The sequence below is a fragment of the Tautonia plasticadhaerens genome, from assembly GCF_007752535.1.
Classification (GTDB): Bacteria; Planctomycetota; Planctomycetia; order Isosphaerales; family Isosphaeraceae; genus Tautonia; species Tautonia plasticadhaerens.
Genome location: NZ_CP036426.1, coordinates 5,809,508 through 5,834,666 on the forward strand (window position 1 = coordinate 5,809,508; position 25,159 = coordinate 5,834,666).

Here is a 25,159-nt window from a genome sequence, read left to right on the forward strand (position 1 = left end):
CCCCTCCCCTCCCCGTCGAGTAACGGGACGGCGATCGCCGCAACCCATAATCGTGCAATGGGTTCGGGAGCGCATTCCCTCGGAGGCACGGATCCCATCCGAGACCATTTCGGGCACGCTTGCATGTGTGGTTGGGTCGCGTGCCTCGAACGACCGTCCTCGCCGCCCATCGGAGCGTAAGTCCCTGCCCTGCAAGGACCAAGCGACAGGCGTCTGCGGGCGATGGGGATCAGACGCGCGTCCGCTCCGCTTCGGGGTGACGGAGGCGGATTGGGGGAATCTGGTCGATGGGGAGAGTGGGATCAACAAAGAGGCGGAGGCGGAAATCGCTGATTCGGTGAACTGGGGGGATCCGGAAGGAATCACCCCCGCGGCCCGAGGGGATCGCCGCGATCAGCTCGCCGTCGTCGGCCGTCAGGGGGACGGTCCGGGGGTGGCCGACGAGGACCATCGGCGGGACCGGGGAGCCGGGAGGGTCGGTTTGCACGGCGAGGGCCCAGGGGCGGCCGGGGAGCCGAGGCCGTCGGATGCTGTAAGAGACGCTGACCTCCGGGGAGGGGCCGGGGACGACGGTCCGGGCGGTCGGTTCGACCCCGGGGGAGTGGAGGATCCGGCCGTCGACCTCGGCGAGGCCCAGGACGGTGATGTGGTACGGCGCGACCTCGCCGGGGGGGAGGTCCAGCGGGGCGAACCCCTGGCGGCCGTATTCCAGTTCGGAGACGACCAGCCGATCGGCGGCGGGGTCGTCCGGGCCGTCGGCGGGGGCCCCGGCCTTGAGCAGCACGAGCGACTGGGAGGTCGCCGGGCTCCATCGCCATCGCAGGTGCACGCGGCCCGAACCGCCGATCCGGACGGCCCGGAGCTCGCTCGGGTCGGGGATCCGGGTCGACGCCACGGGGCGGCCGACGGCGCAGGTGCCGGCCCAGAAGGTGAAGGGGGTGTAATAGCAGAGGCCCGAGGTCGGCGGCCGGGCGTCGACGGCGTGGTCCGTCGCGGTGGTCGCCAGCCAGTGACCTTCGAGGGCGTCGGCCTGCCCGGCCGGGATCCGCTGGCCTTCCAGCAGGGCCGGGGGCCGATCGGACCGGAGGATCTTGACCTGGCCCCGCTCGGGCTCCTCCCAGGAGAAGTGGACCCGGCCGTCGGGCATCGGGGCCGGCACCAGGGAGATCAGGCCGGAGACGGGCGGGTGGGGCATCGCGGCGATCGAGACCCCCCGGGAGAGGCGTTCCTTCCCCTCGGGGGTCCGGTAGCAGGCGAAGATGCGGTAATGGTAGACGCGGTCGTCGTCCAGCCCCCGGTCACCGGCCCCGTCGGGGAGGGCGTCGACCCGGACCCCGTCGTCGGGCCCGGTCGGGGGGGACCCCTGCTTCCGGGCGACACGGACGCCGGTCGCGCCCCGGGGCAGCCGCCAGGAGAGGCCGACCTCGCCGCTCCGGGCGTCGACCCGGACGTCCTGCACGTCGGCCAGCACGAGGACCGGCCCGACGACGGCCGGGGCCACCGAGTCGACCCCGTCCCTCCGGCCGAAGGCCGCATAGCCGACGACCTCGCCGGGGGAGGCGGCCGGGTCCCGGCACTCGGTCGCGTCCGTCTCGGCGATGACGGTGCCGTCGGCCGGGGAGGCCGGGACCCCCCGAGCCTTGCGGACGACCCGGATGCTCACCGGCCCGAGCCCGTCGGGGGCCGGCGGGGTCCATCGCAGGACCACGGCATCGCGCTCGACCTCGGCCCTTAGGTCGGTCGGGGGGTCGGGGGGGCATCGCCGGAGGGCGTCGCGGGCCTCGTCCAGGTCGGCGGACCACTCCAGGGCGCGTCGGAGCAGCGTCCGGGCCTCGGCCGGGTCGCTGCCGAGCAGCGACGAGCCCCGGGCCGAGAGGGAACGGGCTTCCCGGAGCCCCCGGTTGACCTCGTCGAACGCCTTGCGGACCTCGGGGTCGGTGGGGTCGACCATCGAGGCCCAGGCCCTCAGGGCGGACTGGGCCTTGAGCAGGTGCCGACGGGAGAGTTCCTGCTCGAAGCCCGACCGGGCCCGCTCGATCTCCGAGAGGCGCTGCTTGACCCGCTCGACCGCCTTCCTCGTCCCGGCGTGGTCGGGGGCGAATTCCTGGATGCGATGCAGGTGGGCCAGGGCCGAGGCGTAGTCCCGGGCCTTGTGGGCGCGGCGGGCGGCCTCGAAGTGGCGGAGCATCGGCTCCCGGAGCTCAAGCCGGAAGCCGCAGGCGCATCGGGGCTCGTCGACCCAGCGGCCCCGCTTGCAGATCGGGCATTCCCAGCGGAGGGAATCCCCGCAATGCCGGCAGGCCCGGCCGTTCTTCTCCGCGTCCCGATGCTGGGTGACGCCCCGGCAGGACCGGCACCGCAGCAGCCGGATCGGCCCGGCCGGCTCGGTCCGGGCTTCCGGCGCCTCCCCCGAGGCGACTCCCATCCCCCGGCAGGCGCGGCGGATCAGCCGATCGGCCCGGTCGGGGCCGATGCCGAGGCTCTCCCCCTCGACCACCAGGGCCGCCTTCGCCCCGGACGCGAGCCTCGCCTCCCCCTCGAGGCAGAAGCGGACGGCGCCGAGGAACCGCTCCTCGGCCTCGAACTCCAGGGTCCGGTCGTACCGGGCCCGGGCCCCGGGGGTGCCCAGGTGGGACTGGGCGTAGGAGACGGCCTCCAGCCAGGCGGTCATCTCGGCCGTGACCCGGGACTTCTGCCGCCATCGCCGGCGTTCGTCGTCGGCCCGGGAGACGACCTCGGCCTGGGGGGCATCGCGCTGGAGCCCCAGGGCGTCGTAGAGATCCCGGCGGCCGAGGTGTTCGAGGGTCCTGCGGATCTGGCCCCGGGTGGCGGAGTCGATCACGTCGGGGGTGGGCTCGTCGGGCTCGTCGGCCTCGGCGGGGGCCTCGGGCATCGGCGCGATCGGTTCCAGGAGCCGGTCCAGCTCCTCGGCCGGGACGCCGATCCGGTCGGCCTCGCGCCGGAGGCGGTCGCGGTCGGAGACGGTCAAACCGCCTTTGGAGGCCCGGAGGCGGACGAGTCGCTGGATCTCGTCGAGCTTGCGGTCCAGCTCGGCCCGGCGGAGCGCGGCCAGCTCGGCGTCGTACGACGCCCTGGCGGTGGGGTCGCCCAGCAGCGTGGCCCGGATGGCGGGGATTTGGTCGAGGTACGAGTGATAGGTATGCCGGTGCTTCGGGTTGCGGGCCCCGGCCGACCACTTCGGCTGGCAGCGCGCAAGGGCCTCCTCGACGGCGGCCCGATCGGCCCCCTGGGGGATGCCGAGCATCTCGTAGTAATCGGCGACCATGTTCCGACGCGATAGGGTCCCCGCCCCGGTCGCCCCCCTCGGCCCCGGGGGGGGCCCGGAAGCCGCGTCGCGTCCTGCCGGGGCCGTTGTCCGAGGCATTGTTGCGCCCCGGCCGATCGCTGTCCAGTCGGGGGGATCCTCGGGGCCCGGGAAATGACCGCGATTCCCGGCCGATCGGGGTCGTGATTCATCAACTACCGTAGTGGAAGAGTCCTCGACCAGGACCTGCGGAGGGTCACCATGGACGCGTCTCGAGCTAGACGGACCCGGGATCCCGCCCGGAGGGCGTGGTACGCCCGATATCGGCAATGGCGGTTCGCCCGGCACTACGGTTTCCTGGAGCGGCTCCCCCCCGATCCGGCGTCGACCTTGACGTCGAGGGCCAGGCCCTGCTCGCCCTCGACCTCCTGAGGCCCGGCCGGCCCGGCCGAGTCGAGGCCCCTCGGACCGCCCCTCAGGCCTTCAGGAACGCGATCCGGAGGATCTCCGCGACGACCAGCACCAGGGCCGCGACCCCGACTGCGCCGAGGACGATCCCCCGGACGGCCCGACGCCCGGGGTGGAACCGCTGCTCCGTCAGGCTCAGGAACAGGCCGACCGCCGCGACGATTGAGGAGAGGAACACCCCGAGCGAGCCGACCACGAAGACCAGGACGACCTGGATCGCCTTCGGGCGCGACACCGGATCCCCCGGCATCGCCTCCTCCGGTTTGAGCATCAGATACAGGGCGATCGTGACGACCCAGCAGGCCAGGCCCAGGAGCGAGAGGCTCGGGCCGAGCCGGCTGGACTGCCGAGACGCCCCGGTCCCGGGGGTCCGCTCGGGTTCGGGCATGTTCAGCTCCCCTCGTCGATCGATTGCAAGGCGACGCCCGGCCCCGGCGTCCCGAGGTGCTCGGCCGCGGCCACCCCTCCCCACTGTACACGAAATTCGGCGACACGTGGCCGAGCGATCCGCCCCTCCTCGGCATCAGGGCGCGGGATCCCCCGATCCGCCGACATCCCGGTAGAACGCCCCGAGGCGTCCCACCTTGTCCCAGTCACTGGCGAGGCCGCCCCAGGCGAACACCGTGACTCCGGTCGACGGCCCCCGGGTCCCGTGATCGAGCACCTCCCCGACCTGATCGACGGGGACCGCCTCGCCCCAGTCGGAGAGCTGGACGATCGGCCAGACCCTCGGGCGCCCCCCGCCTTCGCCTTCGACCCCGAGGTGGCCTCCCAGCCAGGAAAGTTGTCGGGAGATCCAACCCGGGTCGTCGGCGTGGCCGAATCGGGCGTGGTAGGGCATCGGGCTGAGCACGTCGAATAGCGGTGCCTGCGCGTGCAGGTCGATGGCCAGCGTGCGGCGGAGGGCGCCGTCGAAGTCGTCCTCGGACCAGGGGCAATGGAAGGTGCCGAGCAGGGCGTCGGGCCGGACCTCGTCCCGGATGCGGCCGAACTGGCGGACCCAGTCCGTGAACAGGTCGCATCGCCAGCGGACCCACTCGTCTCGGAGGGGGCCGAGCAGCCGGGCGGAATTCTCCGCGGTGGGCGCCTCGGGAAGGCCGACGCCGGTCTGGTCCCGGAATAGGTCGAGGCAGCGGTCGCAGAAGCAGGTGTCCGGCAGGATCGGCTCCTCCCGCTCCCAGTTGGCCTGGGCGTGGTGATAGTCGAGCCAGATGCCGTCGACCTCGAAGGTCTCCAGGACCCTCCGGAACTCGTCCATCCGGGACCGCCGATAGCCCGGGTGCGACGGGCAGACCCCCTGCCAGCCGTCGGGAGGGGGACTCGGCTCGCCGTCGGGTCCGACCGGCGCGGCGTCGGGGTGCTGCTCGACGAACGAGGCGACGTGCATCGAGTTGAACTCGGCGAAGACCGACGCCCCCTCGGCTTTCAGCAGGGCGATGTCCTCGTCTCGGAGGGCCCCCGAGCCGATCCAGACGGCGTTGATGCCGTAGTCGTCCAGGGTTTCGCCCCGCTCGAAGATCTGCCTCGGCACCCCGCCGTAGATCCCCCGGATCTCGATCGGCCGGGAGGCGATCGGCACCGGCTCTTCGGCCGGGGCGGTGGGTGCCGAGGAAAGGCATGAGAGCAGGGCGATCAGGGGGCGACTCATGGGTTCGTCTCCTCCGGGGCGGGCTCGATGGGGCCGATCGTATCGCCCGAAGCGGTCCGGAGGAAGTAGATCAGCGCGACCAGGTCGTACAGCCCGTGGGCGACGACCGGCACGGTGAGGTCCCCGGTCAGCAGGTACAGCGCCCCCAGATATGCGCCGATCAGCCCGGCGATCAACGCATAGGCGGGCGTCAGCGCGTGGACCAGGCCGAACGTCACCGACGCCAGGATCAGCCCCGAGGCCGGGCCGAGCCGGTCCGCCGTCCCGGCCTGGATCAGACCGCGGAACAGCGTCTCCTCGCCGATCCCCGCCGCCGCGGCGAGCGCCGCGAGCTGGAACGCGGGTCGCCCCCTCAGGAAGGGCAGGATCACTTCTCCCAGGATTTCCCGGATCCGTCGCATCGGCCGGAATGAATCCCGGTCGCAGAGCACCAGCAGGAGGACCAGGGGCGCCGTCGCGAGGATGCCGGTCGCCAGCCCCCGGCCGGTGGGGTCGAAATCCCGCAGCGGGTCGATGCCCAGCGGCCTGCCGACGAGCCAGGCCACGCCCGCCAGCCCCAGCTCGAAGGCCAGGGCCGCCGCGAGGAAGCCGTCCCGGGGGCGGCCGCTCATGGCCGATCATCCGGCCGGCCGGGTGGGATCGGCCCCGGTACGTCGCGTGCGGGGCGGAGAGGTCGGTCGAAACCGGAGTTCCCGATCGGGAGGCCGCTCATGCGATGGCTGTCACGCTGGTGGGGGGAGTTCACGGGGTTCGCCCTGAAGGGCAACGTGCTGGAGCTGGCCGTGGCGGTCGTGCTCGGCGGGGCGTTCCAGGGGGTGGTCGACGGGCTGGTCACGCACATCATCATGCCGACGCTCAGTTACGTGACGCCGGGGGCGGATTCCTACGCCTCCTGGAAGATCGGCCGAGTCGAGGTCGGCGGCTTCCTGGCCTCGGTGGTCAACTTCGCCCTGATCGCGCTGGCGATGTTCCTTGTCATCAGGAAGGTCGTCGGCTCGATCCGCAAGGCCGTCGATCCCCCGGATCCCTCCGGGCCGACCACCAAGGAATGCCCCTACTGCCTCTCCAAGATCCCCGACCCCGCCACCAGGTGCGCCTATTGTACCGCGGATCTCCCGGCCCCCCCGGCAAGCCCGAAGGGCCGATCACCTTCGAGAGGGTCGGGGAGGAAATCGAAGCCCTGACCCGACGCGCCGAGTTGACGAGGGCCCGGACGAGGATCAGACTCGGGGCCGTCCCCCGCCCTGGCCCGACCGCCCCCCGCCGAGGACGCGATGCGCTACAGCCTGAAGGAGTCCCGGCTCGGCCTGAGGAACTCGACCACCCGGATCCCCTTCCGCTACGGCGCCGCCACCCTGAGCCGATGCCCGCAGGCGGTCCTCGAGGTGGACATCGAGGTCGACGGCCGCGTGCATCGGGGTTGGTCGGGCGACTGCCTCCCCCCCGGCTGGTTCGACAAGACCCCGGGCCGATCGTATCGCGACCAGGTCACCGACCAGCTCTCCTCGATCCGCCTGGCCCGGACGGCTCTCTCCGAGCGGGCCGGGCGGCCGGGCGCGTTCTTCGAATCCTGGGTCGACGCGAACCTCGAAGTCCGTCACGCGGCGGCCGGCCTGGGGTTCAACCCGCTGCTTGCCTCCTTCGGGATCAGCCTGGTGGAGCGGGCCGTGATGGATGCCCTGGCGAGGGCGAGCGGGCTGAGCTTCGCCGACGCGGTCCGGGGCGACCTCTATGGGATCGACCTGGGGGTCGTCGAGCCCTCGATGTCCGGGACGAGGCCCGCCGACTGGCTGCCCGGGGCGCCGAGGCGGTGGGTCTTCGTCCGTCACACCGTCGGCCTCGGCGACCCGCTCACCCGGGCCGAGATCCCCGAGGAGGATCGGGTCGACGACGGGCTCCCGCAGGCGCTGGAGACCTACGTGGAACGGGCCGGGCTCCGCTACTTCAAGGTCAAGCTGTCGGCCGACCCGGACGCGGATCGGGCCCGGCTCGTCGCCGTGGCCGGGGTCGTCGAGCGGCATCGGGGCCCGGATTACGCCGTCACGCTCGACGGCAACGAGCAGTTCACGTCCGCCGACGCGTTGCTCGGCCTGTTCGAGGTCCTTCGCAGCGAGGCCCGGCTGCAAACCCTCCTGAACAACGTCGTCGCGATCGAGCAGCCCCTGGAGCGGTCGATCGCGCTCGACGAGTCGGCCGCCGAGGGCGTGCGGTCGCTCTCGGCCTGGCGTCCGGTGATCATCGACGAGTCGGACGGGACGACCGACGCCTACCGGCGGGCCCTGAAGGTCGGCTACCGCGGCGTGAGCAGCAAGAATTGCAAGGGGCCGACGAAGGCGATCCTCAACTCCGGCCTGACCTGGCTCCGGAACGACCGGGGCCGGCGGTCGGGCTTCCTGATGACGGGGGAGGACCTCTGCTCCGTCGGCGTGGTCCCGGTCCAGGCCGACCTCTGCCTGGTGGCGACCCTCGGCCTGGGGCATGTCGAGCGGAACGGCCACCACTACCATCCCGGGCTCTCCTACCTGCCGGAGGCCGATCGCCGGGCCGCCCTGGCCGCCCACCCCGACTTCCTCGCCGAGCAGGGCACGATCATCGGCCCGGTCGTCCGGGGCGGACGGTTCGAGATCGGCTCGATCGTCGACTGCGTGGGCTTCGGCTTCGCCGTCGAGCCGGATCCCGGCTCATACACCGGCGAGGAGGTCTGGGACTTCGATTCGCTCGGCCTCGGCGGTTGAAGGGTCGCGGGTCAGTCGGACAATCCGCGGCGCCGGAGCGAGGGGCGACAATATTCGAGCAGGCCGAGGTCGGCGAGCTCCTCCTGGATCGACCCCCGGGTGGGTATCTCGAGCGAGGCCCGGACCCCGTCGACGAGGGCCCCGACGTACAGGTCCCGGGCCCTGGACAGGTTCTCCCGGACCCAGCCGGCCGAGACGGGCTTCCCCATCGCCCGGGTGAGGAGGGACGCCAGCCCGGGGGACTTCTCCTCGGGGTGCTTCATCCGGTGCTGGAGCACCGTGTGCAGCGGCTGCCCGGTCTGCTCCTGGTGCCGGGCGAGGGAGGCCCAGGCCTGGGCCATCAGCTCCCGCTTCCAGCTCTCGGTGAACTGGCGGTCGAAGTCGGGTAGGCCGCCATCCGGGTCGGGCGGCTCGGGGACGCCCCCTTCGCCGATCGGCACCTCGACCCGGCGGCGCTTCCGGTGGTGGTCGACCATCAGGTTGCGCAGGGCCCGCTTGATGAAGTCCCGGAATCGGCCCCGGCTCGGGTCGGCGCGGTGGAAGTCGCCCCGGAGGAACCGGAGGGCGAATTCCTGGTCGAGATCGGCCGCGAGGTCCGGATCCCGGACCGCCCCCAGCAGATAGCGATGAACGGCGCCGGCGTATCGGGCCATCAGCTTCGTCTGGGCCGAAGAGACGACGTCGGGGGGCCCGTTGTGGGCCTGGAAGACGAGATCCCACTCCGTCGAGATGCGGCTGAGGTGGACGGACTCGTCCCGCATCGCTCGCCCTCCCGGACCGGCACTCGGGGATTCATGGACGCCGCGCAGCAGAGAAGCCATCCCAATTCTACAGGATCGCCGAGCCCATGTGATGCGCGGAGCGGTCGCCCCGACTCCGCCATTTTTCTGCAAACCGAAAGTCGTTTATCGAGAATGACTTGCGAAAATCTCCCGTCTTAAGACTCCCCGATTGCGTTAAAAAAATGACACCGAATCCTGACACTCCGGGAGGGAGACCGTACGGGGAATGGGGAGAGTCGGCCCCGGGGACGTCCCCGGGGCCGCCGGGCCGGGACGGACGATCGCGAAGGCCCGCCGAGGACGGATCAGGACGCATCAGCCCACCGGGCATCCGGCGGGGAGGGTCGTCGTCCGCCCGCTTCGGGGCGGGTCCCGAACCCAGACGAGAGGGCAAGCCTGTGGAGACGGTCTCTCTGGTGCTGCCGGACGATCACCCGCTGGTCCAGCTCGGCTTCCGCGGGAAACTCCGGCTGGTGCACGGCGTCCAGGTCCGGGTGGCCGGCGTCTCGAGGCGGCCGAGGCACCGCCGACGGCTGCCGCCGACGAAGCGTCGGGCCCTGGTTTTAATGGCCTTCGGTTTCGGCCCGGTCGAGCTGGCCGAGCGTCTCGACCTCTGCCTGGAACGGGCCGAGGCGCTCCACGAGGAGCTGACCCGGAAGCTGGGGCTGGACCGGATCGCCCGGCAGGTCCGATCTGCGATCCTCGCCGGGATGGTCACGCCGATCGGCCCGCAGCCCCCCGAGATCCCGAACCGGCAGCACCCATCCTCCGACCTATCCCGGCCGACCGGCGAGGGGGCTTCGATGATCGACGAGGACCTGGTCCGGGTCTTCTTCCCGGACGCCCTGGCCGCCTCCCGGGGCGATCGGGGCTGGCAGATCGTGCTCAACTCCGCCGCCCGGCCCCGGACGATCGGCGAGGGGACGACCGAACGCGAGGCCTGGGCCGACGCCTCCCTCCATCTCTGGGAGGACGAGTGGTTCCGGCCGATCCTCGTGCAACTGCGGACCATGTGGTCGGAGCAGCCGGGGCAGGCTTGACCCACCACCCCCGGCCGGGCGATCCTCGACCCCTCGGCGCCCCCATCGGGCCCGAGGGGAACCCCCGCCATGATCCTCAGCACCGTCGTCGGCAGCTATCCCGTCCCGTCCTGGCTCCGCGCCTTCCCCTCGCTGGAGGCGAAACGGGACGCGATGCTCGCGGTCCTGAAGATCCAGGAACTCGCCGGGCTCGACCTGATCGGGGACGGCGAGCTGGGCCGCTTCGACCCGAACCATCCCGAGACCAACGGGATGATCGACGCCTTCATCCGGCCGATGGGGGGGATCTCCACCTCGCCGACCACCGCCCAGGTCCGTCGATGGCGGGCCGACCCGGCGATGCGCTACCGCTCCCGCCCCGCCGGGGTGGTCCTCGGGCCGATCGACGAGGGCTCCCTCGACCTGCCCGCCGAGGACGCCGAGGCGGCCGGGATGACCGACCGCCCCCGCAAGTTCACCGTCACCAGCCCCTACATGCTCGCCCGGGTCCTCCTCGACGACCACTACGGCGACCGGGAGGCCCTGGTCGACGCCCTCGCCGGGGCGCTCGCCCGGCAGGTCGAGGGGATCTCGGCCCGAGTCCTCCAGGTCGACGAGGCGAACGTCACCGGCAACCCCGACGACGGGCCGATCGCCGCCTCCGGGATCAACCGCGTCCTGCGGGCGTTCGCGGGGGAGAAGGCCGTCCACCTCTGCTTCGGCAATTACGGCGGCCAGGTGATCCAGCGCGGGACCTACGAGAAACTGGTCGCCTTCCTCAACGCCCTGGAGGCCGACCACGTCGTCCTCGAACTCGCCCGGAGGCCCGGCGACGACCTGGAAGCCCTGAAGGGGGTGGAACCCCGGATCGGCCTCGGCCTGGGGGTGATCGACATCAAGGACAACGTCGTCGAGGCGCCGGAGGAAGTCGCCCGACGGATCGAGCGGGCCTCGGAGGCGATCGGTCCGGATCGGATCCGCTACGTCCACCCGGATTGCGGCTTCTGGATGTTGCCCCGGGCCGTCGCCGATGCCAAGATGCGATCACTCGTGCTCGGACGGGACCTGTTCGAGGGCCGCTGAGCCGAGGTCCCCTCGACGCGACGTCGCCTCGCCCCGACCCATCGAATCGGAGTCCCCCTCCATGCCTCGTGCCCTGATCGCCCCCACCTTGTTCTTGCTGATGAGCGGCGCGGTGAAGGCCGACCTCACGTCCTACGTCCTGGCCCCCGACCCCAGCTTCTCCTGGGAGCTCTCGAAGAACGACACGACCCCGACCGGCACCGTCAACCACATCGACCTGACCTCCCAGACCTGGCGGGGGATCCCCTGGACCCACCAGTTCCGCATCTATGAGCCGACCCGGGTCGACCACGAGGATTTCATGGTGCTGTTCATCACCGGCGGGAGCAGCCGGTCGGAGCATAAGCCGTCGGACGACCTCATGGCCTTCGCGTTGGCCAATGCCGCCGGCTGCCGGGTCGCCGTGCTGCCCCAGGTGCCGAATCAGCCCCTACTGGGGGACCGCTACGAGGACGACCTCATCAGCGAGACGTTCATGAACTTCCTCAAGACCGGCGAGCACGACTGGCCGCTCCTGCAACCGATGGTCAAGAGCGCCGTCCGGGCGATGGACGCCGCCCAGGAGTTCGCCGCGTCGAAGGGCAAACCCGTCGAGCGGTTCGTCGTCACCGGGGCGTCGAAGCGGGGCTGGACCACCTGGCTGACCGGCGCCGTCGACGACCGGGTCGCCGCCATCGCCCCGATGGTCATCCCGACCCTGAACATGAAGGAGAACGTCCGGAACCAGCTGGAACTCTGGGGCAAGTACAGCGAGCAGATCGAGGACTACACCCGGAGGGGCCTGACCGAGACCTTCGACACCGAGGACGGCCGCAAGCTCTGGCGGATCGTCGACCCTTATTTCTACCTCGACGCGATCGACGTCCCCGTGGTCCAGATCAACGGCACGAACGACCGCTACTGGGCGCACGACTCGATGCGGTTCTACTGGGACGACATCCGGGGGGCCAAGTACGTCGTCAACCTGCCCAACGCCGGCCACGGGCTGGAGGAGCACCGCGAGTACGCGATCAACGGCGTCGGCGCCCTGGTCCGCCACGTCGCCACCGGCCAGGACGGCCCGGAGTTCTCCTGGAAGACGATCGACGGGGACGGCGAGGCCGGCCTGGAGCTGAGCACCCCCCCCGGCCGACGGCCGAAGGCCGTGACCGTCTGGGTCGCCCGGTCCGCCGACCGCGACCTGCGGGACGACGCCTACGAGCCCTCGACGGTCGAAGCGGAGGGCACCGGGGGCGAGACGACCTGGACCTATCGGGTCGCGCGCCCCGATTCCGGTTCCGTCGCCGCGTTCTTCGACCTGACTTACGAGATCGAGGGGATCGACTTCCACCTCTCCACCCCGATCCACGAATTCCGGGCCGACCCCGCAGAGGACACCGGAGTGGGGGGGGCCGACTGATGGGATCGGTCGTCTCGGTCAACGTCGGCCGCCCCCGGCTCAAGCAATGGCGGGGGCGGACCACCTCGACCGGCATCTTCAAGGCGCCGGTCGCGGGCCGGGTCGCCGTCCGGCTCGAGAACCTCGACGGCGACCGCCAGGCCGACCTCTCCGTCCACGGCGGCCCGGACAAGGCGGTCTACGCCTACCCGGTCGAGCACTACGACGCCTGGCGGGCCGACCTGCCGGGCGTCGACCTCCCCTGGGGCGTCTTCGGCGAAAACCTCTCCTGCTCCGGCGGCTGGCTCGAAGACGGCGTCCGCATCGGCGATCGCTTCCGGATCGGCGACGCCGAATTCGAGGTCTCCCAGCCCCGGCTCCCCTGCGCGAAGCTCAACCTCCGCTTCGAGCGCACCGACATGGTCAAGCGGATGCTCGCCTCCGGCCGGTTCGGCTTCTACTTCCGAGTCCTCCGGGAGGGCACGGTCGGGGCGGGGGATGCCATGGATCGGATCGCCGAATCCCCCTCCGACCTGACGGTCGCCGAGGCCGCCCGCCTGATGGCGATCGACCGGCGGGACCCCCGACTCCTCCGCCGGGCGGTCGGGGTCGAGGCCCTGCCCCGGGACTGGATCCGGGAATTCCGGGACCGGCTGGCGACGCTCGACGAGGAGCCTGCGACCCCGTCCGATTGACGCCCGAGTCGCCTTGCCCTCCGCGACCGCTTCCGTTAACGTCCCGCCCGGAGCCCGGGCGGGATGGTCCCGGCGCGAGGAGCGGAGCGGAACGATGAGCACGATCGCCCCGGAAGACGAACTGGCGACGATCCCCTGGTTCCACCGGATCGACCTGGGAGGCGGCGTCACCACGCCCGGGATCGACGACACCGCGACCAAGCTCTCCCAGATCCGCATGCCCAGGGATCTGGGCGGCAAGACCGTCCTCGACGTCGGCGCCTGGGACGGCTTCTTCTCCTTCGAGGCCGAGCGCCGCGGCGCCTCCCGCGTCGTCGCCCTCGACGGGGGCGTCTGGAACGCCCCCCAGATCGGCCGCCGCGGGTTCGACTACGCCCGCCATGCCCTGGGCTCGAAGGTCGAGGACGTCACGCTCGAGGTCCTGGAGATGGGCCCCGGCAACCCCGGCGTCTTCGACGTGGTCTTTTTCCTGGGGGTGCTCTACCACCTGCCCCACCCCCTGACGGGCATCCTCCACGTCGCCTCCTGCACCCGGGAGATGCTCATCCTGGAGACGCACGTCGACCTGCTCGACATCGACCGCCCCGCCGTCGCCTACTACGGCCGGGACGAGTGCGCCAACGACCCGACCAACTGGTGCGGCCCCAACGGGCTTGCCGTCGAGGAGATGCTCCGCACCGCCGGATTCGGCCGGGTCGTCGCCTTCCCCCCGATCCTGGACGTGCATTACCCGGTCCGGGGGGCACAACCGGGCACCTTCGGTCGGATGGTCTTCCACGCCTGGAAGTGACCGAGGAGGGCTTCCCCGCTCACCGACACGCCGAGACGAGCGCCCGGACGTAGTCTTCGAGCTGCGCCCGGCCGCCGAAGTCCATGCCCAGCGCCCGCAGCGTGCCCGTCTCGATCTGGTGCTTCGGGCGGGTCTGCTCGCCGAGGATCCGCCCCCCGGCGCCCGCCTCCCGGGCGATCGAGGCGACGTCGTATTCCGAGACGTAGAGGTCGTAGCAGTTGAACGACCGCCCCGCGACCGCCTCCGCCGGGGCGTCCAGCAGCACGCCGACGGCCCGCGCCACGTCGGCGGCGTGGACCTCCTTGCCGCCCGTCCGGCACGACACCTCGCGGCCTTCCACGAGGTCGCGGACGAGGCCGAACCACTTGCTCCGCTCGACCGGCCGGGCCAGCCCGTAGATGCCCGTCGGCCTCAGGGAGCAGATCGGCATCCCGCCCTTGCCGAAACTGTGGACGAACGCCTCCAGGGCCGCCTTGTGGGCCCCGTAGTGGCTCCCCGGCCAGGTCGGGTGCGCCTCGTCGAGCGGGCGATCGTCGAGGATCGAGTCGTAGACCGCACAGGTCGAGACGAACACGAACCGGCCGATCCCCGCCTGCTGTGCGGCCTGGAAGAGGCGGAGCGAGCCCATCAGGTTCGCCTCGGCGAAGGGGATCAGGTCCCCCTCGGCGCCGATGAAGCCGGGGCCCGGGCGGTCGAGCGCCGCGTGGACGACGCCGTCGCAGCCGTCCAGCAGCGGCAGCTCGCTCCCCTTGTCCCGGAGCGAGCCGGGGACCCACTCGATCGACTTCTCGAAGGGCTCGAATCCGCCCCGGTCGCTGCTCATCCGGTACCAGCAGCGGAGCGAGTGGCCCCGCTCGGCGAGGAGGGAGACGACGTATCGGCCGAGGAAGCCGGTCGCCCCCGTGACGGCGATGTGCATGGTCGGCCAACCCCCGGGGTCGGGACGGATCAGGCGATGATGTCGTGGACGACGTTCCCGTGGACGTCGGTCAGGCGGAAGTCCCGGCCGGCGTAACGGTAGGTGAACTGCTCGTGGTCGAAGCCGAGCAGGTGGAGGACCGTCGCGTGCAGGTCGTGGACGTGCACCGGCTTCTCCACGGCCTTGAAGCCGAATTCGTCGGTCGCGCCGTGCACGTGACCGCCCTTCACGCCGCCGCCGGCCATCCACATGGTGAAGCCGTAGTGGTTGTGGTCCCGGCCGTTCATCTTGCCCTGGTTGGCGCCGGGCGTGGGCAGCTCGACGGTGGGGGTGCGACCGAATTCCCCCCCCCAGATGACGAGCGTGTCCTCGAGCATCCCCGTCCGCTTCAGGTCCGCCAGCAGGGCGGCGATGGGCCGGTCGCACTGGCCGGCGAGGTGGCGGTGGCCCGACTCGATGTCGTCGTGGTTGTCCCAGGGCTGGCCGTTGCCGTGGTAGACCTGGACGTAGCGGACCCCGCGCTCCAGAAGCCTCCGGGCGATGAGGAGCTGACGGCCGTGCACGTCGTCGCCGTAGCGTGACCGGACGTGCTCCGGCTCCCGGCCCACGTCGAAGGCGTCGGCCGCCTCGGATTGCATCCGGAAGGCCAGCTCGAACGACTGGATCCGGGCCTCCAGCTCGGCGTCCCGGCTCCGGCGTTCCAGGTGCTGGCGGTTGAGCTCCTGGAGCAGGTCGAGCTGAGCCCGCTGGGCGGGGGTGGCGAGGCGGTCGTTGCGGATGTACTCGATGAGCCGGTCCAGCTCGGTATGCTCCGAGTCGATGTGCGTGCCCTGGTAGATCCCGGGCAGGAACGCCGACTTCCAGTTCGACGACTCCGCGATCGGATAACCGCCGGGGCAGAGCACCACGAACCCGGGCAGGTTCTGGTTCTCGGTCCCGAGGCCGTAGAGCACCCACGAGCCGACGCTCGGCCTCGGCAGCCGGGCGTCCCCGCAGTTCATGAGCATCAGCGAGGGCTCATGATTGGGCACGTCGGCGTGCATCGAGCGGATGACGCAGATGTCGTCGATGTGCTCGGCGACGTTGGAGAAGATCTCGCTGACCTCGATCCCGCTCTCGCCGTACTTCTTGAACTTGAACGGCGAGCCGAACGCCGAGCCGGTGCGACGCTCGGTGCGGAGGTTCTCCGTCGGCAGCTCCTGGCCGGCGTACTTCTGGAGCATCGGCTTGGGGTCGAACGTGTCGACCTGCGACGGCCCCCCGTTCATGAAGAGGTGGATGATCCGCTTCGCCTTCGGGGCCATCGGCGGCACCTTCGGCGCGAGCGATGTCCCCCCCGGCGCCGCCGAGGCGGCGGCCGTCGCGGGCCGGGTGGCCAGGCCGGAGCCGGCCATCAGGCCGCCGAGGGCCATCGCGCCGAAGCCCATCCCGGATCGGCAGAGCAGCTCCCGGCGGGTCACGGGCAGGTCACCCGGGTTCGGTCGGTCGTGGGGCATCGGCTCGACTCCACTCCGCGGGCCTTCAGGATCCCGGCCCGGGTCATTCAATCGACGTACAGGAATTCGTTGGTCATGAGCAGGGCCTGGGCATACTGCTCCTCCGGGCTCGGGGGCGGGGAGGGCGGCCCGCCGAAGTCGGCCCGGGCGTCGAAGCGGGCGACCGAGCCGTCGGGGGCCTCGGCCTGCACCTCGGGGGCCCACTCGAACGAGTCGAAGCCGGCTCCCCCGATGCAGTCGACCACGAAGTCGATCGCCTCGCCGGCCTTCACCTCGTAGCGGTCGACGATCGTCCGCTCCCGCCCGTCGTGCGCGGTCCACTCGCCGAGCAGGCCGCCGTCCCCGGCGACGACCCGGGCCCGGACGCCGTCCCCCTCGGCCGACCGGTGGGCCAGCCGGCCTTCGATCCGGACGACGGCGTCGCTCTGCGCGACCCATCGGCGGATCGCGGCCTGTTCCCGGCTGCTGCCGGCGTGCCCGCCGGCCTCTTGCAGGCGGAGATAGTGCCCTTCGGGGTGGGGATACTCGGGGCCGAATTGGTACGCCTCGCCGGTCCAGTGCGCCAGGGGGCGGAATGCGACGACCCTGGCCGATCCCTCGTCGAACGCGCCGAACCCGTAGGTCCAGGGGGAGACGGGGGCCTCGGTCCGATCGGCCTGGGTGGAGAGGAACCGGACGCCGACCTCGACCTCGCCCGGCTCGGGCGGCCGGCCGAGCAGGTGGCGGTAGAGCCATTGGATCCGGGCCTCGGGGTCGGTCGACCCGGGCTCCTCGGCCGACCGGCGGGCCAGGTGTCGCGCCTGCTCGGCCACGAACGGGCTGTTCATCAGGAAGAGGGCCTGCTGGGGGACGATCGTCGTCGGCCGGCTCGGGTTCGAGACCTCGGTGCTGCCGAAGTCGAAGGTGCGGTAGACGCCGTCCAGGAACGTGCGGTCGATCATCGAGTAGAGCGTCCGCCTGGTCCCGCCCGGGTCCGAGGGCGAGGGCGTCGGCCGCCCGCCGAAGCTGGGGTCGAGTCGCCCGGCGGCGGCGAGCATGGCGTCGCGCATCGGCTCCAGCTCCAGCCGACGGCGGTTCTGGCGCCAGAGGAGCAGGTTCTCGGGGTCGACCCGGGCCGCCTCGGGACGGTCGACGCTGGATTGGCGATAGGCGTTCGAGTTGACGATGAGCCGGTGCATGGCCTTGACCGACCAGCCCCCCTCGACGAATCGCCGGGCGAGGAAGTCGAGCAATTCGGGGTGGGTCGGCGGGTCGCTCCGGGTGCCGAAGTCGCTCGGCGTGCCGACGATCGGCCGGCCGAAGTGGTGCATCCAGATCCGATTGACCATGACCCTGGCCGTCAGCGGGTTCTCGGGGTCGGCGATCTTCCGGGCCAGCTCCAGCCGCCCGCTCCCCTCGGAGAAGGGCTGGCGGTCGTCGCCCTCGATCAGCCTGAGGAACCGGCGGGGCACCTCCGGCCCCCGATTCCCGGCGTTGCCCCGGAGGAAGATCACCGGCTCGCTCGGCCGCTCCGAGTCGACCATCACCATCGCCCGGGGGGGGGCGCCGGGGTGCCGGACCTGCAGCTCGTCGATCTTCCGTTCGAGGCCCCGGTGCTCGTCCCGCTCGTCCCGCTCCAGGTATCGAGTGACCTCGTCCCGGGCGATGGCCAGGGGCCCCCCGTCCCGGTCGAACAGGGCCGCGATCCGGTCCCGGCCCGGGTCCTCGGCATCGCCCGACTCGGCGAGGGCCCCGCCGTATCGGGCGACGACCTCGGCGAAGGTGGCCGGCGGGCCCGGCTCCCGCAGGGCCCGGGTGATGACCGGGTTGATCGGGCGTCCCTGGTCGGCTTCCAGGGCGTCGAGCACGCCGGGGGCCTCCTCGGCGAACCGCTCGGCGGGCAACTCGGCCAGTGCATGCCAGGGGGAGAAGATCGGGTCGTGGCCTCCCCGGGTCCGTTCGAGCAGGCCCGACCACTTCGCGAGGAAGGCGGTTAGCCTCCTGGTCGAGAGCTCCCGGGCCCGGGCCTCGGTGTCGACCTTCTGATCCCGGCCCCGGCCTTCGAGATTCAAGCCCTCGCCGAAGTCGAGCGCGAGGGCGGCGTCGAGATACCTCGGCAGGCGATCCTGGAAGTCCGCGTTGAACGCCTCCCATTTCGACCGCTCGAAGTCGGCGACGACGGCCTGCCGCTCGGCGAGTTGCTTTTGGAAGTCCTCCCGATCCGGGCCGCCGGCCTCGCCCGCCTCGGCGATCAGCGGCAGGGACTCCGGCTCGGTCGAGCTGTCGAAGACGCCGTAGAACGAGTAGTAATCGGCCGTGGGGATGGGATCATATTTGTGGTCGTGGCAGCGGGCGCAGGAGATCGTCAGCCCCATCAGGCCCCGGCCGACCACGTCGATCCGGTCGTCGATGATGTCGTGCTTGCTGTTGAGGAACCGCTGCCCGACGGTCAGGAAGCCCATCGCGGCCAGCGCCGGGTCGCCCTCGGGGAGGTCCAGTGCGTCGGCGGCGAGTTGCTCGACGACGAAGCGGTCGAACGGCTTGTCCTCGTTGAAGGCCCGGACGACGTAATCCCGGTAGGTGTAGGCGTAGGGGTAGCGGCGCTCCTCGGTGAAGACATACCCCTTGGTGTCGGCGTACCGGGCCACGTCGAGCCAGTGCCGGCCCCAGCGCTCGCCGTAGTGCGGGCTGGCCAGCAGGCGGTCGACGACCTCGGCGAACGCCTCGTCGTCCGGGCGGGGGTCGTCCAGGAACGCGTCGATCTCTCCCGGGGTCGGCGGCAGGCCGATCAGGTCGAAGCTGGCCCGACGCAACAGCGTCCGTCGATCGGCCGGGGGGGAGGGGGCGATCCCCTCCTCGTCGAGGCGATCGAGGATGAAGGCGTCGATCGGCGACTCCACCCAGGACGGGTCGGAGACCGCCGGCGGCTCGGGGTCGCCGACGGGCTGGAACGCCCAGTGGGCCTCCCCCGCGTCGGCGGCGTCCTCGGGCGTGGGGATGGTGGCGTCGTCGGGCCAGGGCATCCCCATCCCGACCCACCGGGTCAGGTCGGCGATCTCGCGGTCGTCGAGCTTGCCGTCGGGGGGCATCTTCAGGTCGATCTCATGCCGGACGGCCAGCAGCAACGGGCTCGCGTCCGGGTCGTCGAGGTAGACGCCCGGCCCCTCGATGAACCCGCCGTCCAGGATCGCCCCCCTCGAATCGAGCCGGAGGCCGGAATTCTGCTTCGAGGCACCGTGGCAGGAGAGGCAGTTCTCGGCCAGGACCGGCCGGACCCGGGCCTCGAAGAACGCGATCGCCTCCGGAGATCGGTCGACGGCCGCCGCCTCCTGGGCGCCAGCCGGGACGGGCAAGAGGCCCAGGGCGACGGCGATCAGGCCGATCCGAGGCGGGTTCGTGGCGATCGCGATCATGGCGGCCGATCCTCCAGGCGGGGGCAAGGGGCGGGAGCCCGGGGGGCCCTCGGGATGGTCGGGGGCGGATGCGGGGCGAGGCGGGACGGTCGCACGAGGCCCGGGGAGGGCCGGGCCGCCCCCCGGGGGGTATCGGGCGAGCATTGATTTATTATTGAACGCCGACGGCCTCCGGATCAAGGTGAGCCCGGCCCAGACGACCCGAGCCCCTCCCCCCGAACGGCCCCTGAAGTCGGCCCCGCGACGGGGTTTCCCGGCCATTTCGGGCCGCGAATCCGCACTGGTTTTCCTTTACTCGGCGGATCTCATCGGTTAAAGAATTGATGGAGGCGACGGCGGGACCCCCGCCTCGTCGTGCCCGAACTCCTCGACCCGCCGGACCTCCAGCCGACCCCAGGAGCGTGCCGTCGTGCGACGACTTCCCATCGCCATCGGGGGGCTGATCCTGGTCCTCGCGCATCCCGGATCCCAAATGCAGGCCCGAGCCATGGGGGGAGGGCCGGACTTCGAGGCGGTCCGGGTCGTCTTCAAGACGCGATGCCTCCGATGCCACGGCGCGGACGACCCCGCGGCCGGGCTCGACCTCAGGACGCTCGACACCCTCAACCTCGGTTCCGAGCTTGGCCCGGTCGTCGAGCCCGGGTCGCCCGAGGGCAGCGTCCTCTGGGATCGCGTCTCGATCGGCGAGATGCCCCCTGACGGCCCGCCCCTGCCCGACCGGCAAATTCAGCTCATCCGTTCCTGGATCGCCGCCGGCGCCCCCGGCGGGGATCGCGGTGGCGGCGCGGGCGACCTCGATCGGGTCCCGGACGCCCGGGCGATCGACGTCGGGACGCTCGACGCGATGGTGGCCGACCGGCTCGGGGCCTCGCCCGACCTCCCCCGGGCCGGGAGGACGACCGACGAGGTCTTCCTCCGCCGCGCCTCGATCGACCTGACCGGACGTCCCCCCACCCCCGAGGAATTGCACGCCTTCCTCGACGACGACGACCCGGACAAGCGGGCCCGGGCCATCGACGCGCTGCTCGACCGCCCCGAGTTCGGCGCCTCCTGGGCGTCGTACTGGAGCGACACGATCCGCCACCGCGTGCCCCCCCCGGAGCTGACCTTCCTCGACTACGACCCGTTCGAGGGCTGGCTGGCCGACCGCCTCAATCAGGACGAGCCCTGGGACCGGGTCGTCCGCGCCATCCTCGCGGCCGAGGGGACGGTGGCCGATCGGCCCGAGCTGGCGTTCGTCGCGTTCCACCAGGCCGACCCGGTGAAGCTGGCGGCCGAGACTTCCCGGGTCTTCCTCGGCTTGCAGATCCAGTGCGCCCAGTGCCACGACCACAAGTTCGACCACTGGACCCGGGACCAGTTCCACGGCCTCGCCGCCTTCTTCGGCCGGACCAAGACCAAGCTCTCCCAGAACGACCCGGGCCCGACGGTGGTCGAGGACGCCGGCAAGGGCGAGTACTGGATGCCGAACCTGGAGGATCCGACCCAGGCCGGCACGGTCATGGCCCCGACCTTCCTCGACGGCCGGTCGACCGGCCTCGGGGCCCCCGACGCCGACCGCCGCGCCCTGCTCGCCTTCGCCGTGACCGACCCGGAGAACCCCTGGTTCGCCCGGGCGTTCGCCAATCGGGCCTGGGCCCGGCTGACCGGCCGGGGCTTCTTCGAGCCGGTCGACAACATGGCCGCCTCCCAGCGGCACGACTGGCCCGAGGTGCACGACGCCCTCGCCGGACACTTCGCCTACACCGGGTTCGACGTGAAGGGCCTCCTGCGCCTGATCATGAACACCGACTACTATCAGCGTCGCCTGCCGGTCGAGGTCGAACGCGGGGCGCCCCCTTACGGGATCGCCGCCCCCCGTCGCCTCGGCGGCGATGAACTGTTCGAGGCCCTGGTCCGCGCCCTGGAACTCCCCGACGTCTCCCCGCCGAAGGTCGAGCCGACCAAGGAAATCCGCTTCCCGCCCCCGCCGAGGAGCACCCGGGACCTCGTCGCCGACCGCAACGATTTCGACCCCTCGCTCTGCCCCGAGGAGATCCCCCGGACGATCGGCCAGGCGATGATGCTCATGAATTTCGACCAGATCCAGGCCCGGATCGACGCCGACCCCGGGGCGGAGACCCCGCTGTCCCGGCTGCTCGGGGAGGAGCCGGACGACCGCCGGGCGTTCACCCGCCTGTTCGAGCGCGTCATGGCCCGTCGGCCGACCGGGCGGGAGGTCGAGATCGCGCTGGAGCACGTCGCCTCGGCGGGGGACCGCGCGGTCGCCTTCGAGGACCTGCTCTGGTCCCTGATCAATTCGGCCGAGTTCTCGACGAGGCGGTGACGACCATCGCCGAGGCACCGCCCCCGAATCCTGTCCCAGCGGAGCGCCCGAGATGCCAGACCCGATCGTCGACGTCCGGATCAACGGCGAGGGCGTCGTCAGCCGACGGGGATTCCTCCGGGGCTCGGCGGCCGCCGGGCTCGGCGTCGCCTCCGGGGCGGGCCTCGGCCTGCACGAGGCCGTGACCCGAGGCGCCGAGGACCTCCGGCGCCGCGGCAAGGCCATGATCCTCCTCTGGATGGACGGCGGCCCGAGCCAGTTCGAGACGTTCAACCCCAAGGTCGGCTCCGCGAACCAGGGCCCGACCGGCGCCATCCAGACCTGCCTGCCCGGCGTCCGCCTCTCGGAATTCTGGCCGAAGACGGCGAGGGTCTTGGACAAGGTCGCCCTGATCCGATCGATGGTCAGCGACGAGAAGGTGCACGACCGGGCGATCGCCCTGGTCCGGACCGGCTACCCGCCGTCGGTGGCGATCCAGTATCCGACCTTCGGCTCGGTCGTGGCCCGGGAGCGGGAGGACTCGCGGTTCGACCTGCCCGCGTTCGTCCGGATCGGCTCCCCCCGGATCAAGACCCGGGACGTCAGTTCCGGCGTCCTCGGCGTCCGCTACGCCTCGTTCGACGTGGACGAGCCCGGCTACCTGCCCGCCGACGTCCGGCCGAGGGTTTCGCCGGAGGTCCTCCGACGCCGGCTTTCCCTCTCCTCCCGGTTCGACGCCGAGTTCGCCCGGGACGGCGGCGCCCCGGCGGTCGCCGAGAAGCGGGACGTGTACGACCGCACCGAGCGGTTCGTCCTCAGCCCCCGGCTCGGCGCCTTCGACCTCTCCGGTGAGCCCGGACACCTGCGCGACTCCTACGGCCGGACCACCTTCGGCCAGGGCTGCCTGCTGGCCCGTCGGCTGGTCGAACGCGGCGTCAGCTTCGTCGAGGTGATCAGCACCGGGGGCCGCAACGACGCCGGCTGGGACACCCATAACGACGGGTTCCGGGACACGCCCCACCTCTGCAACGAGGCCGACCCCGCCTACTCGACGCTGCTGCTCGACCTCGCCGCCCGGGGGCTGCTCCGGGACACGCTCGTCGTCTGGATGGGGGAATTCGGCCGCACCCCGAAGCTCAAGCCCGACGGCGGCCGGGAGCACTACTCGACCGGCTGGCTCGCCGCCCTCGCCGGCGGCGGGGTCTCCGGAGGCCAGGTGATCGGCGCCACCGACCGGGACGGCGTCGAGGTGACCCACCGGCCCGTCACCGTGCCCGACCTGTTCCTCAGCGTCTGCCGGATCCTGGGGATCGACCCGGGGGGCGAGTACGTCACCGCTGACGACCGCCCCATCCGGATCGTCGAGGGCGGGGCCGAGGTCGCCGAGCTGTTCTCCTGAGAGCCTGGACGCCGCGCCGCTTGATCCGGGCCGGGCGATCCGATACACCTGGGACACTCCCCGGAGCGGTCGCCGAGGCCCAGTCTCGCCCCGGCAGTCCCCCGGGCCCTCGGAGCCGACGAGCACGACGATGAATCGACGAGCCTTCGCAGCACCCTTGGTCGCCCTCCTCGCCCTCAGCGTCGCCCCCCGCCCGGCCTCCTCCGCCGGTCCGGTGCAGGACGACGAGGGCTTCGTCCCTCTCTTCAACGGCGAGGATCTCTCCGGCTGGCAGGGCGCCACCGACGGCTACGCCGTCGAGGACGGCGTGCTCTATTGCAAGGCCGGCAGCGGCGGGAAGCTCTACACCGGGGACGAGTACGAGGACTTCGTCCTCCGATTCGACTTCAAGCTCACCCCCGGCGCCAACAACGGGATCGGCCTCCGGGCCCCGACCGAGGGGGATCCGGCCTTCGCGGCCATGGAGATCCAGATCCTCGACGACACCGCCGAGAAGTACTCCGGGCTGCAGCCCTACCAGTACCATGGCTCGGTCTACGGCATCGTGCCCGCGAAGAAGGGCCACCTGAAGCCGGTCGGCGAGTGGAACTCCCAGGAAATCTCCTGCATCGGCCGGCACGTGACGGTGGTGCTCAACGGCGAGACGATCGTCGACGCCGACCTCGACGAGGCCTCGGAGGGGGGCACGATGGACGGCCGCGACCACCCCGGCCTGGAGCGTTCCACCGGCTACATCGCCCTGCTCGGCCACGGCGACCGGGTCGACTTCCGGGACATCCGGGTCAAGGTCATCGACGATTCGGCCCCCTGATCGATTCGAAGGCGAAATGCGGCCTCCCCGCCTCCCCCGGCCCCGGGCCGGGCCGGGCCGGGGGGGTAATTCACGGGTCGGCGATCGCCGACCGGGCCGGCGGTCAATGGGACAGGAAGACCGGGGCCGGGCTGTCCTTCAGCACGGCCCGGGTCGTCGATCCGAGGAAGATCTCCCGGAGCGTCGACTTGCCGTAGGCCCCCATGACGAGCAGCTCGGCCCTGGCCTCGGCCGCCTGTTCGAGGATCACGCCGGCCGGCCCCCGATCGGACTTCAACGCGATCGGCCGGGCCGGGACGCCGTGGAACCCCAGGTACTCGACGGCCCGGTCGGCCTTCCGGGCGGCCTCGACCTTGTCCGGGCAGGCGGTGAGGACGAGGACGGTGCGTCCCTCATACAGCCCGGCGGATCGAAACGCCTGGAGCGCCCGGGCCGCCTGCACGCTGCCGTCGTAGGCGACCAGCACCGGGCCCTCCTCCGGGCCGGGTGCCCGGGGGGCGGCCACCACCGGCCTCGGGTTTTCGGAGAGGACCCGACGCAGCGTGTCGTCGGCCGAGTCGGACCACCCGAACCGGAAGTGGGTGCGCTGGCCCATGAGGATCAGGTCGTAGCGCTGGGCCTCGATCAGGATGCGCTCATGGGGGGTACCCACGTCCTCCAGCGGCTTGAAGGCGACGCCCGCCTCGGAGCAGCGCAGGGCGGCGCGTTCCAGGGTGAGGTCCACCTGCCGGCGGACGTCCTTGGTGAGGCGTTCGTTGATCTGCCGGAAGTAGACCTCGCCGAGCCAGGTCTCCTCGGCGCCGTGGATGCCGGGCTCGTCGACGACCCCCAGGCCGACCAGCAGCGCGTCGAAGCGACGGGCCCATCGGATCCCCAGCTCCAGCGCCGAGGCGGCGTCCTCGCTGCCATCGAGCCCGACGAGCATGCTCTTGAGCATCGAAGTCTCCCCGAGAGTTGGGGGGGCCGCTCCGGGG

Annotated in this window: 19 protein-coding genes; 10 read left to right on the forward strand and 9 right to left on the reverse strand. The window is 71.7% G+C overall.

Going from position 1 to position 25,159, the window contains the following annotated elements; all coding sequences use genetic code 11:
* Nucleotides 1–229 precede the first annotated feature (229 nt).
* The 4 genes from ElP_RS23195 to ElP_RS23210 form a co-directional block, all read right to left on the reverse strand.
* Entirely contained in the window at nt 230–3,286 is a 3,057-nt protein-coding gene (locus tag ElP_RS23195; RefSeq protein ID WP_145273711.1) for a fibronectin type III domain-containing protein, read from the reverse strand.
* Nucleotides 3,287–3,740: 454 nt separating this feature from the next.
* Nucleotides 3,741–4,121, reverse strand: coding sequence for a hypothetical protein (locus ElP_RS23200; protein WP_145273714.1), 381 nt, complete (start codon nt 4,119–4,121; stop codon nt 3,741–3,743).
* A 135-nt stretch (nt 4,122–4,256) separates the two neighbouring features.
* Nucleotides 4,257–5,381 (reverse strand): alpha-amylase family protein, encoded by a 1,125-nt coding sequence (locus ElP_RS23205; protein WP_145273717.1) that lies wholly within the window; start codon nt 5,379–5,381, stop codon nt 4,257–4,259.
* Nucleotides 5,378–5,992, reverse strand: coding sequence for a CPBP family intramembrane glutamic endopeptidase (locus tag ElP_RS23210; protein ID WP_145273720.1), 615 nt, complete (start codon nt 5,990–5,992; stop codon nt 5,378–5,380). Before ElP_RS23210 ends, ElP_RS23205 begins: the two co-directional genes overlap by 4 nt.
* 99 nt (nt 5,993–6,091) lie before the next feature.
* Between ElP_RS23210 and mscL the strand changes: the two genes are divergently transcribed.
* Both mscL and ElP_RS23220 read left to right on the forward strand, forming a co-directional pair.
* On the forward strand, nt 6,092–6,565 hold the full coding sequence (gene mscL, locus ElP_RS23215) for a large conductance mechanosensitive channel protein MscL (protein WP_145273723.1): 474 nt from the start codon (nt 6,092–6,094) through the stop codon (nt 6,563–6,565).
* Between the two features lie 90 nt (nt 6,566–6,655).
* Nucleotides 6,656–8,116, forward strand: coding sequence for a mandelate racemase (locus ElP_RS23220; protein WP_145273726.1), 1,461 nt, complete (start codon nt 6,656–6,658; stop codon nt 8,114–8,116).
* Nucleotides 8,117–8,127: 11 nt separating this feature from the next.
* On the opposite strand, the gene ElP_RS23225 is transcribed toward ElP_RS23220, so the two are convergent.
* A complete protein-coding gene (locus ElP_RS23225; protein ID WP_197446303.1) occupies nt 8,128–8,877 on the reverse strand; it encodes an RNA polymerase sigma factor in 750 nt (249 codons plus the stop codon).
* A gap of 419 nt (nt 8,878–9,296) precedes the next feature.
* Between ElP_RS23225 and ElP_RS23230 the strand changes: the two genes are divergently transcribed.
* The 5 genes from ElP_RS23230 to ElP_RS23250 all read left to right on the forward strand — a co-directional run bounded on the left by ElP_RS23230 (nt 9,297) and on the right by ElP_RS23250 (nt 13,863).
* The gene (locus ElP_RS23230) at nt 9,297–9,938 is read left to right on the forward strand and encodes a hypothetical protein (RefSeq protein ID WP_145273732.1); all 642 of its coding nucleotides are present in this window, start codon (nt 9,297–9,299) and stop codon (nt 9,936–9,938) included.
* Nucleotides 9,939–10,007: 69 nt separating this feature from the next.
* Complete coding sequence (locus ElP_RS23235) at nt 10,008–11,000, forward strand: cobalamin-independent methionine synthase II family protein (RefSeq protein WP_145273735.1); 993 nt, start codon at nt 10,008–10,010, stop codon at nt 10,998–11,000.
* Nucleotides 11,001–11,061: 61 nt separating this feature from the next.
* On the forward strand, nt 11,062–12,399 hold the full coding sequence (locus tag ElP_RS23240; RefSeq protein WP_145273737.1) for a PhoPQ-activated pathogenicity-related family protein: 1,338 nt from the start codon (nt 11,062–11,064) through the stop codon (nt 12,397–12,399).
* Complete coding sequence (locus ElP_RS23245; RefSeq protein WP_145273740.1) at nt 12,399–13,073, forward strand: MOSC domain-containing protein; 675 nt, start codon at nt 12,399–12,401, stop codon at nt 13,071–13,073. The genes ElP_RS23240 and ElP_RS23245 overlap by 1 nt, the downstream gene beginning before the upstream one ends.
* Before the next feature lie 94 nt (nt 13,074–13,167).
* A complete protein-coding gene (locus tag ElP_RS23250) occupies nt 13,168–13,863 on the forward strand; it encodes a class I SAM-dependent methyltransferase (protein ID WP_145273743.1) in 696 nt (231 codons plus the stop codon).
* A 19-nt stretch (nt 13,864–13,882) separates the two neighbouring features.
* On the opposite strand, the gene ElP_RS23255 is transcribed toward ElP_RS23250, so the two are convergent.
* The 3 genes from ElP_RS23255 to ElP_RS23265 are packed head-to-tail and all read right to left on the reverse strand — an operon-like array spanning nt 13,883 to nt 19,670.
* On the reverse strand, nt 13,883–14,782 hold the full coding sequence (locus tag ElP_RS23255; protein WP_145273747.1) for an NAD-dependent epimerase/dehydratase family protein: 900 nt from the start codon (nt 14,780–14,782) through the stop codon (nt 13,883–13,885).
* A 29-nt stretch (nt 14,783–14,811) separates the two neighbouring features.
* A complete protein-coding gene (locus ElP_RS23260) occupies nt 14,812–16,278 on the reverse strand; it encodes a DUF1501 domain-containing protein (protein ID WP_145273750.1) in 1,467 nt (488 codons plus the stop codon).
* A gap of 47 nt (nt 16,279–16,325) precedes the next feature.
* Nucleotides 16,326–19,670, reverse strand: coding sequence for a PSD1 and planctomycete cytochrome C domain-containing protein (locus tag ElP_RS23265; RefSeq protein ID WP_145273753.1), 3,345 nt, complete (start codon nt 19,668–19,670; stop codon nt 16,326–16,328).
* 409 nt (nt 19,671–20,079) lie between these two features.
* Between ElP_RS23265 and ElP_RS23270 the strand changes: the two genes are divergently transcribed.
* From ElP_RS23270 to ElP_RS23280, 3 genes are all read left to right on the forward strand, one after another.
* A complete protein-coding gene (locus ElP_RS23270; RefSeq protein WP_145273755.1) occupies nt 20,080–21,996 on the forward strand; it encodes a DUF1549 domain-containing protein in 1,917 nt (638 codons plus the stop codon).
* A gap of 52 nt (nt 21,997–22,048) precedes the next feature.
* Nucleotides 22,049–23,374 carry a DUF1501 domain-containing protein gene (locus ElP_RS23275; RefSeq protein ID WP_145273758.1) on the forward strand — a complete coding sequence of 442 codons (1,326 nt, stop codon included), beginning with the start codon at nt 22,049–22,051 and terminating at the stop codon, nt 23,372–23,374.
* A gap of 130 nt (nt 23,375–23,504) precedes the next feature.
* Nucleotides 23,505–24,185, forward strand: a complete 681-nt coding sequence (locus tag ElP_RS23280) for a 3-keto-disaccharide hydrolase (RefSeq protein ID WP_145273761.1) — start codon at nt 23,505–23,507, stop codon at nt 24,183–24,185.
* A gap of 103 nt (nt 24,186–24,288) precedes the next feature.
* Here the strand turns inward: ElP_RS23280 and ElP_RS23285 are convergent, their stop codons facing one another.
* A complete protein-coding gene (locus ElP_RS23285; protein ID WP_145273764.1) occupies nt 24,289–25,122 on the reverse strand; it encodes a universal stress protein in 834 nt (277 codons plus the stop codon).
* Nucleotides 25,123–25,159 lie beyond the last annotated feature (37 nt).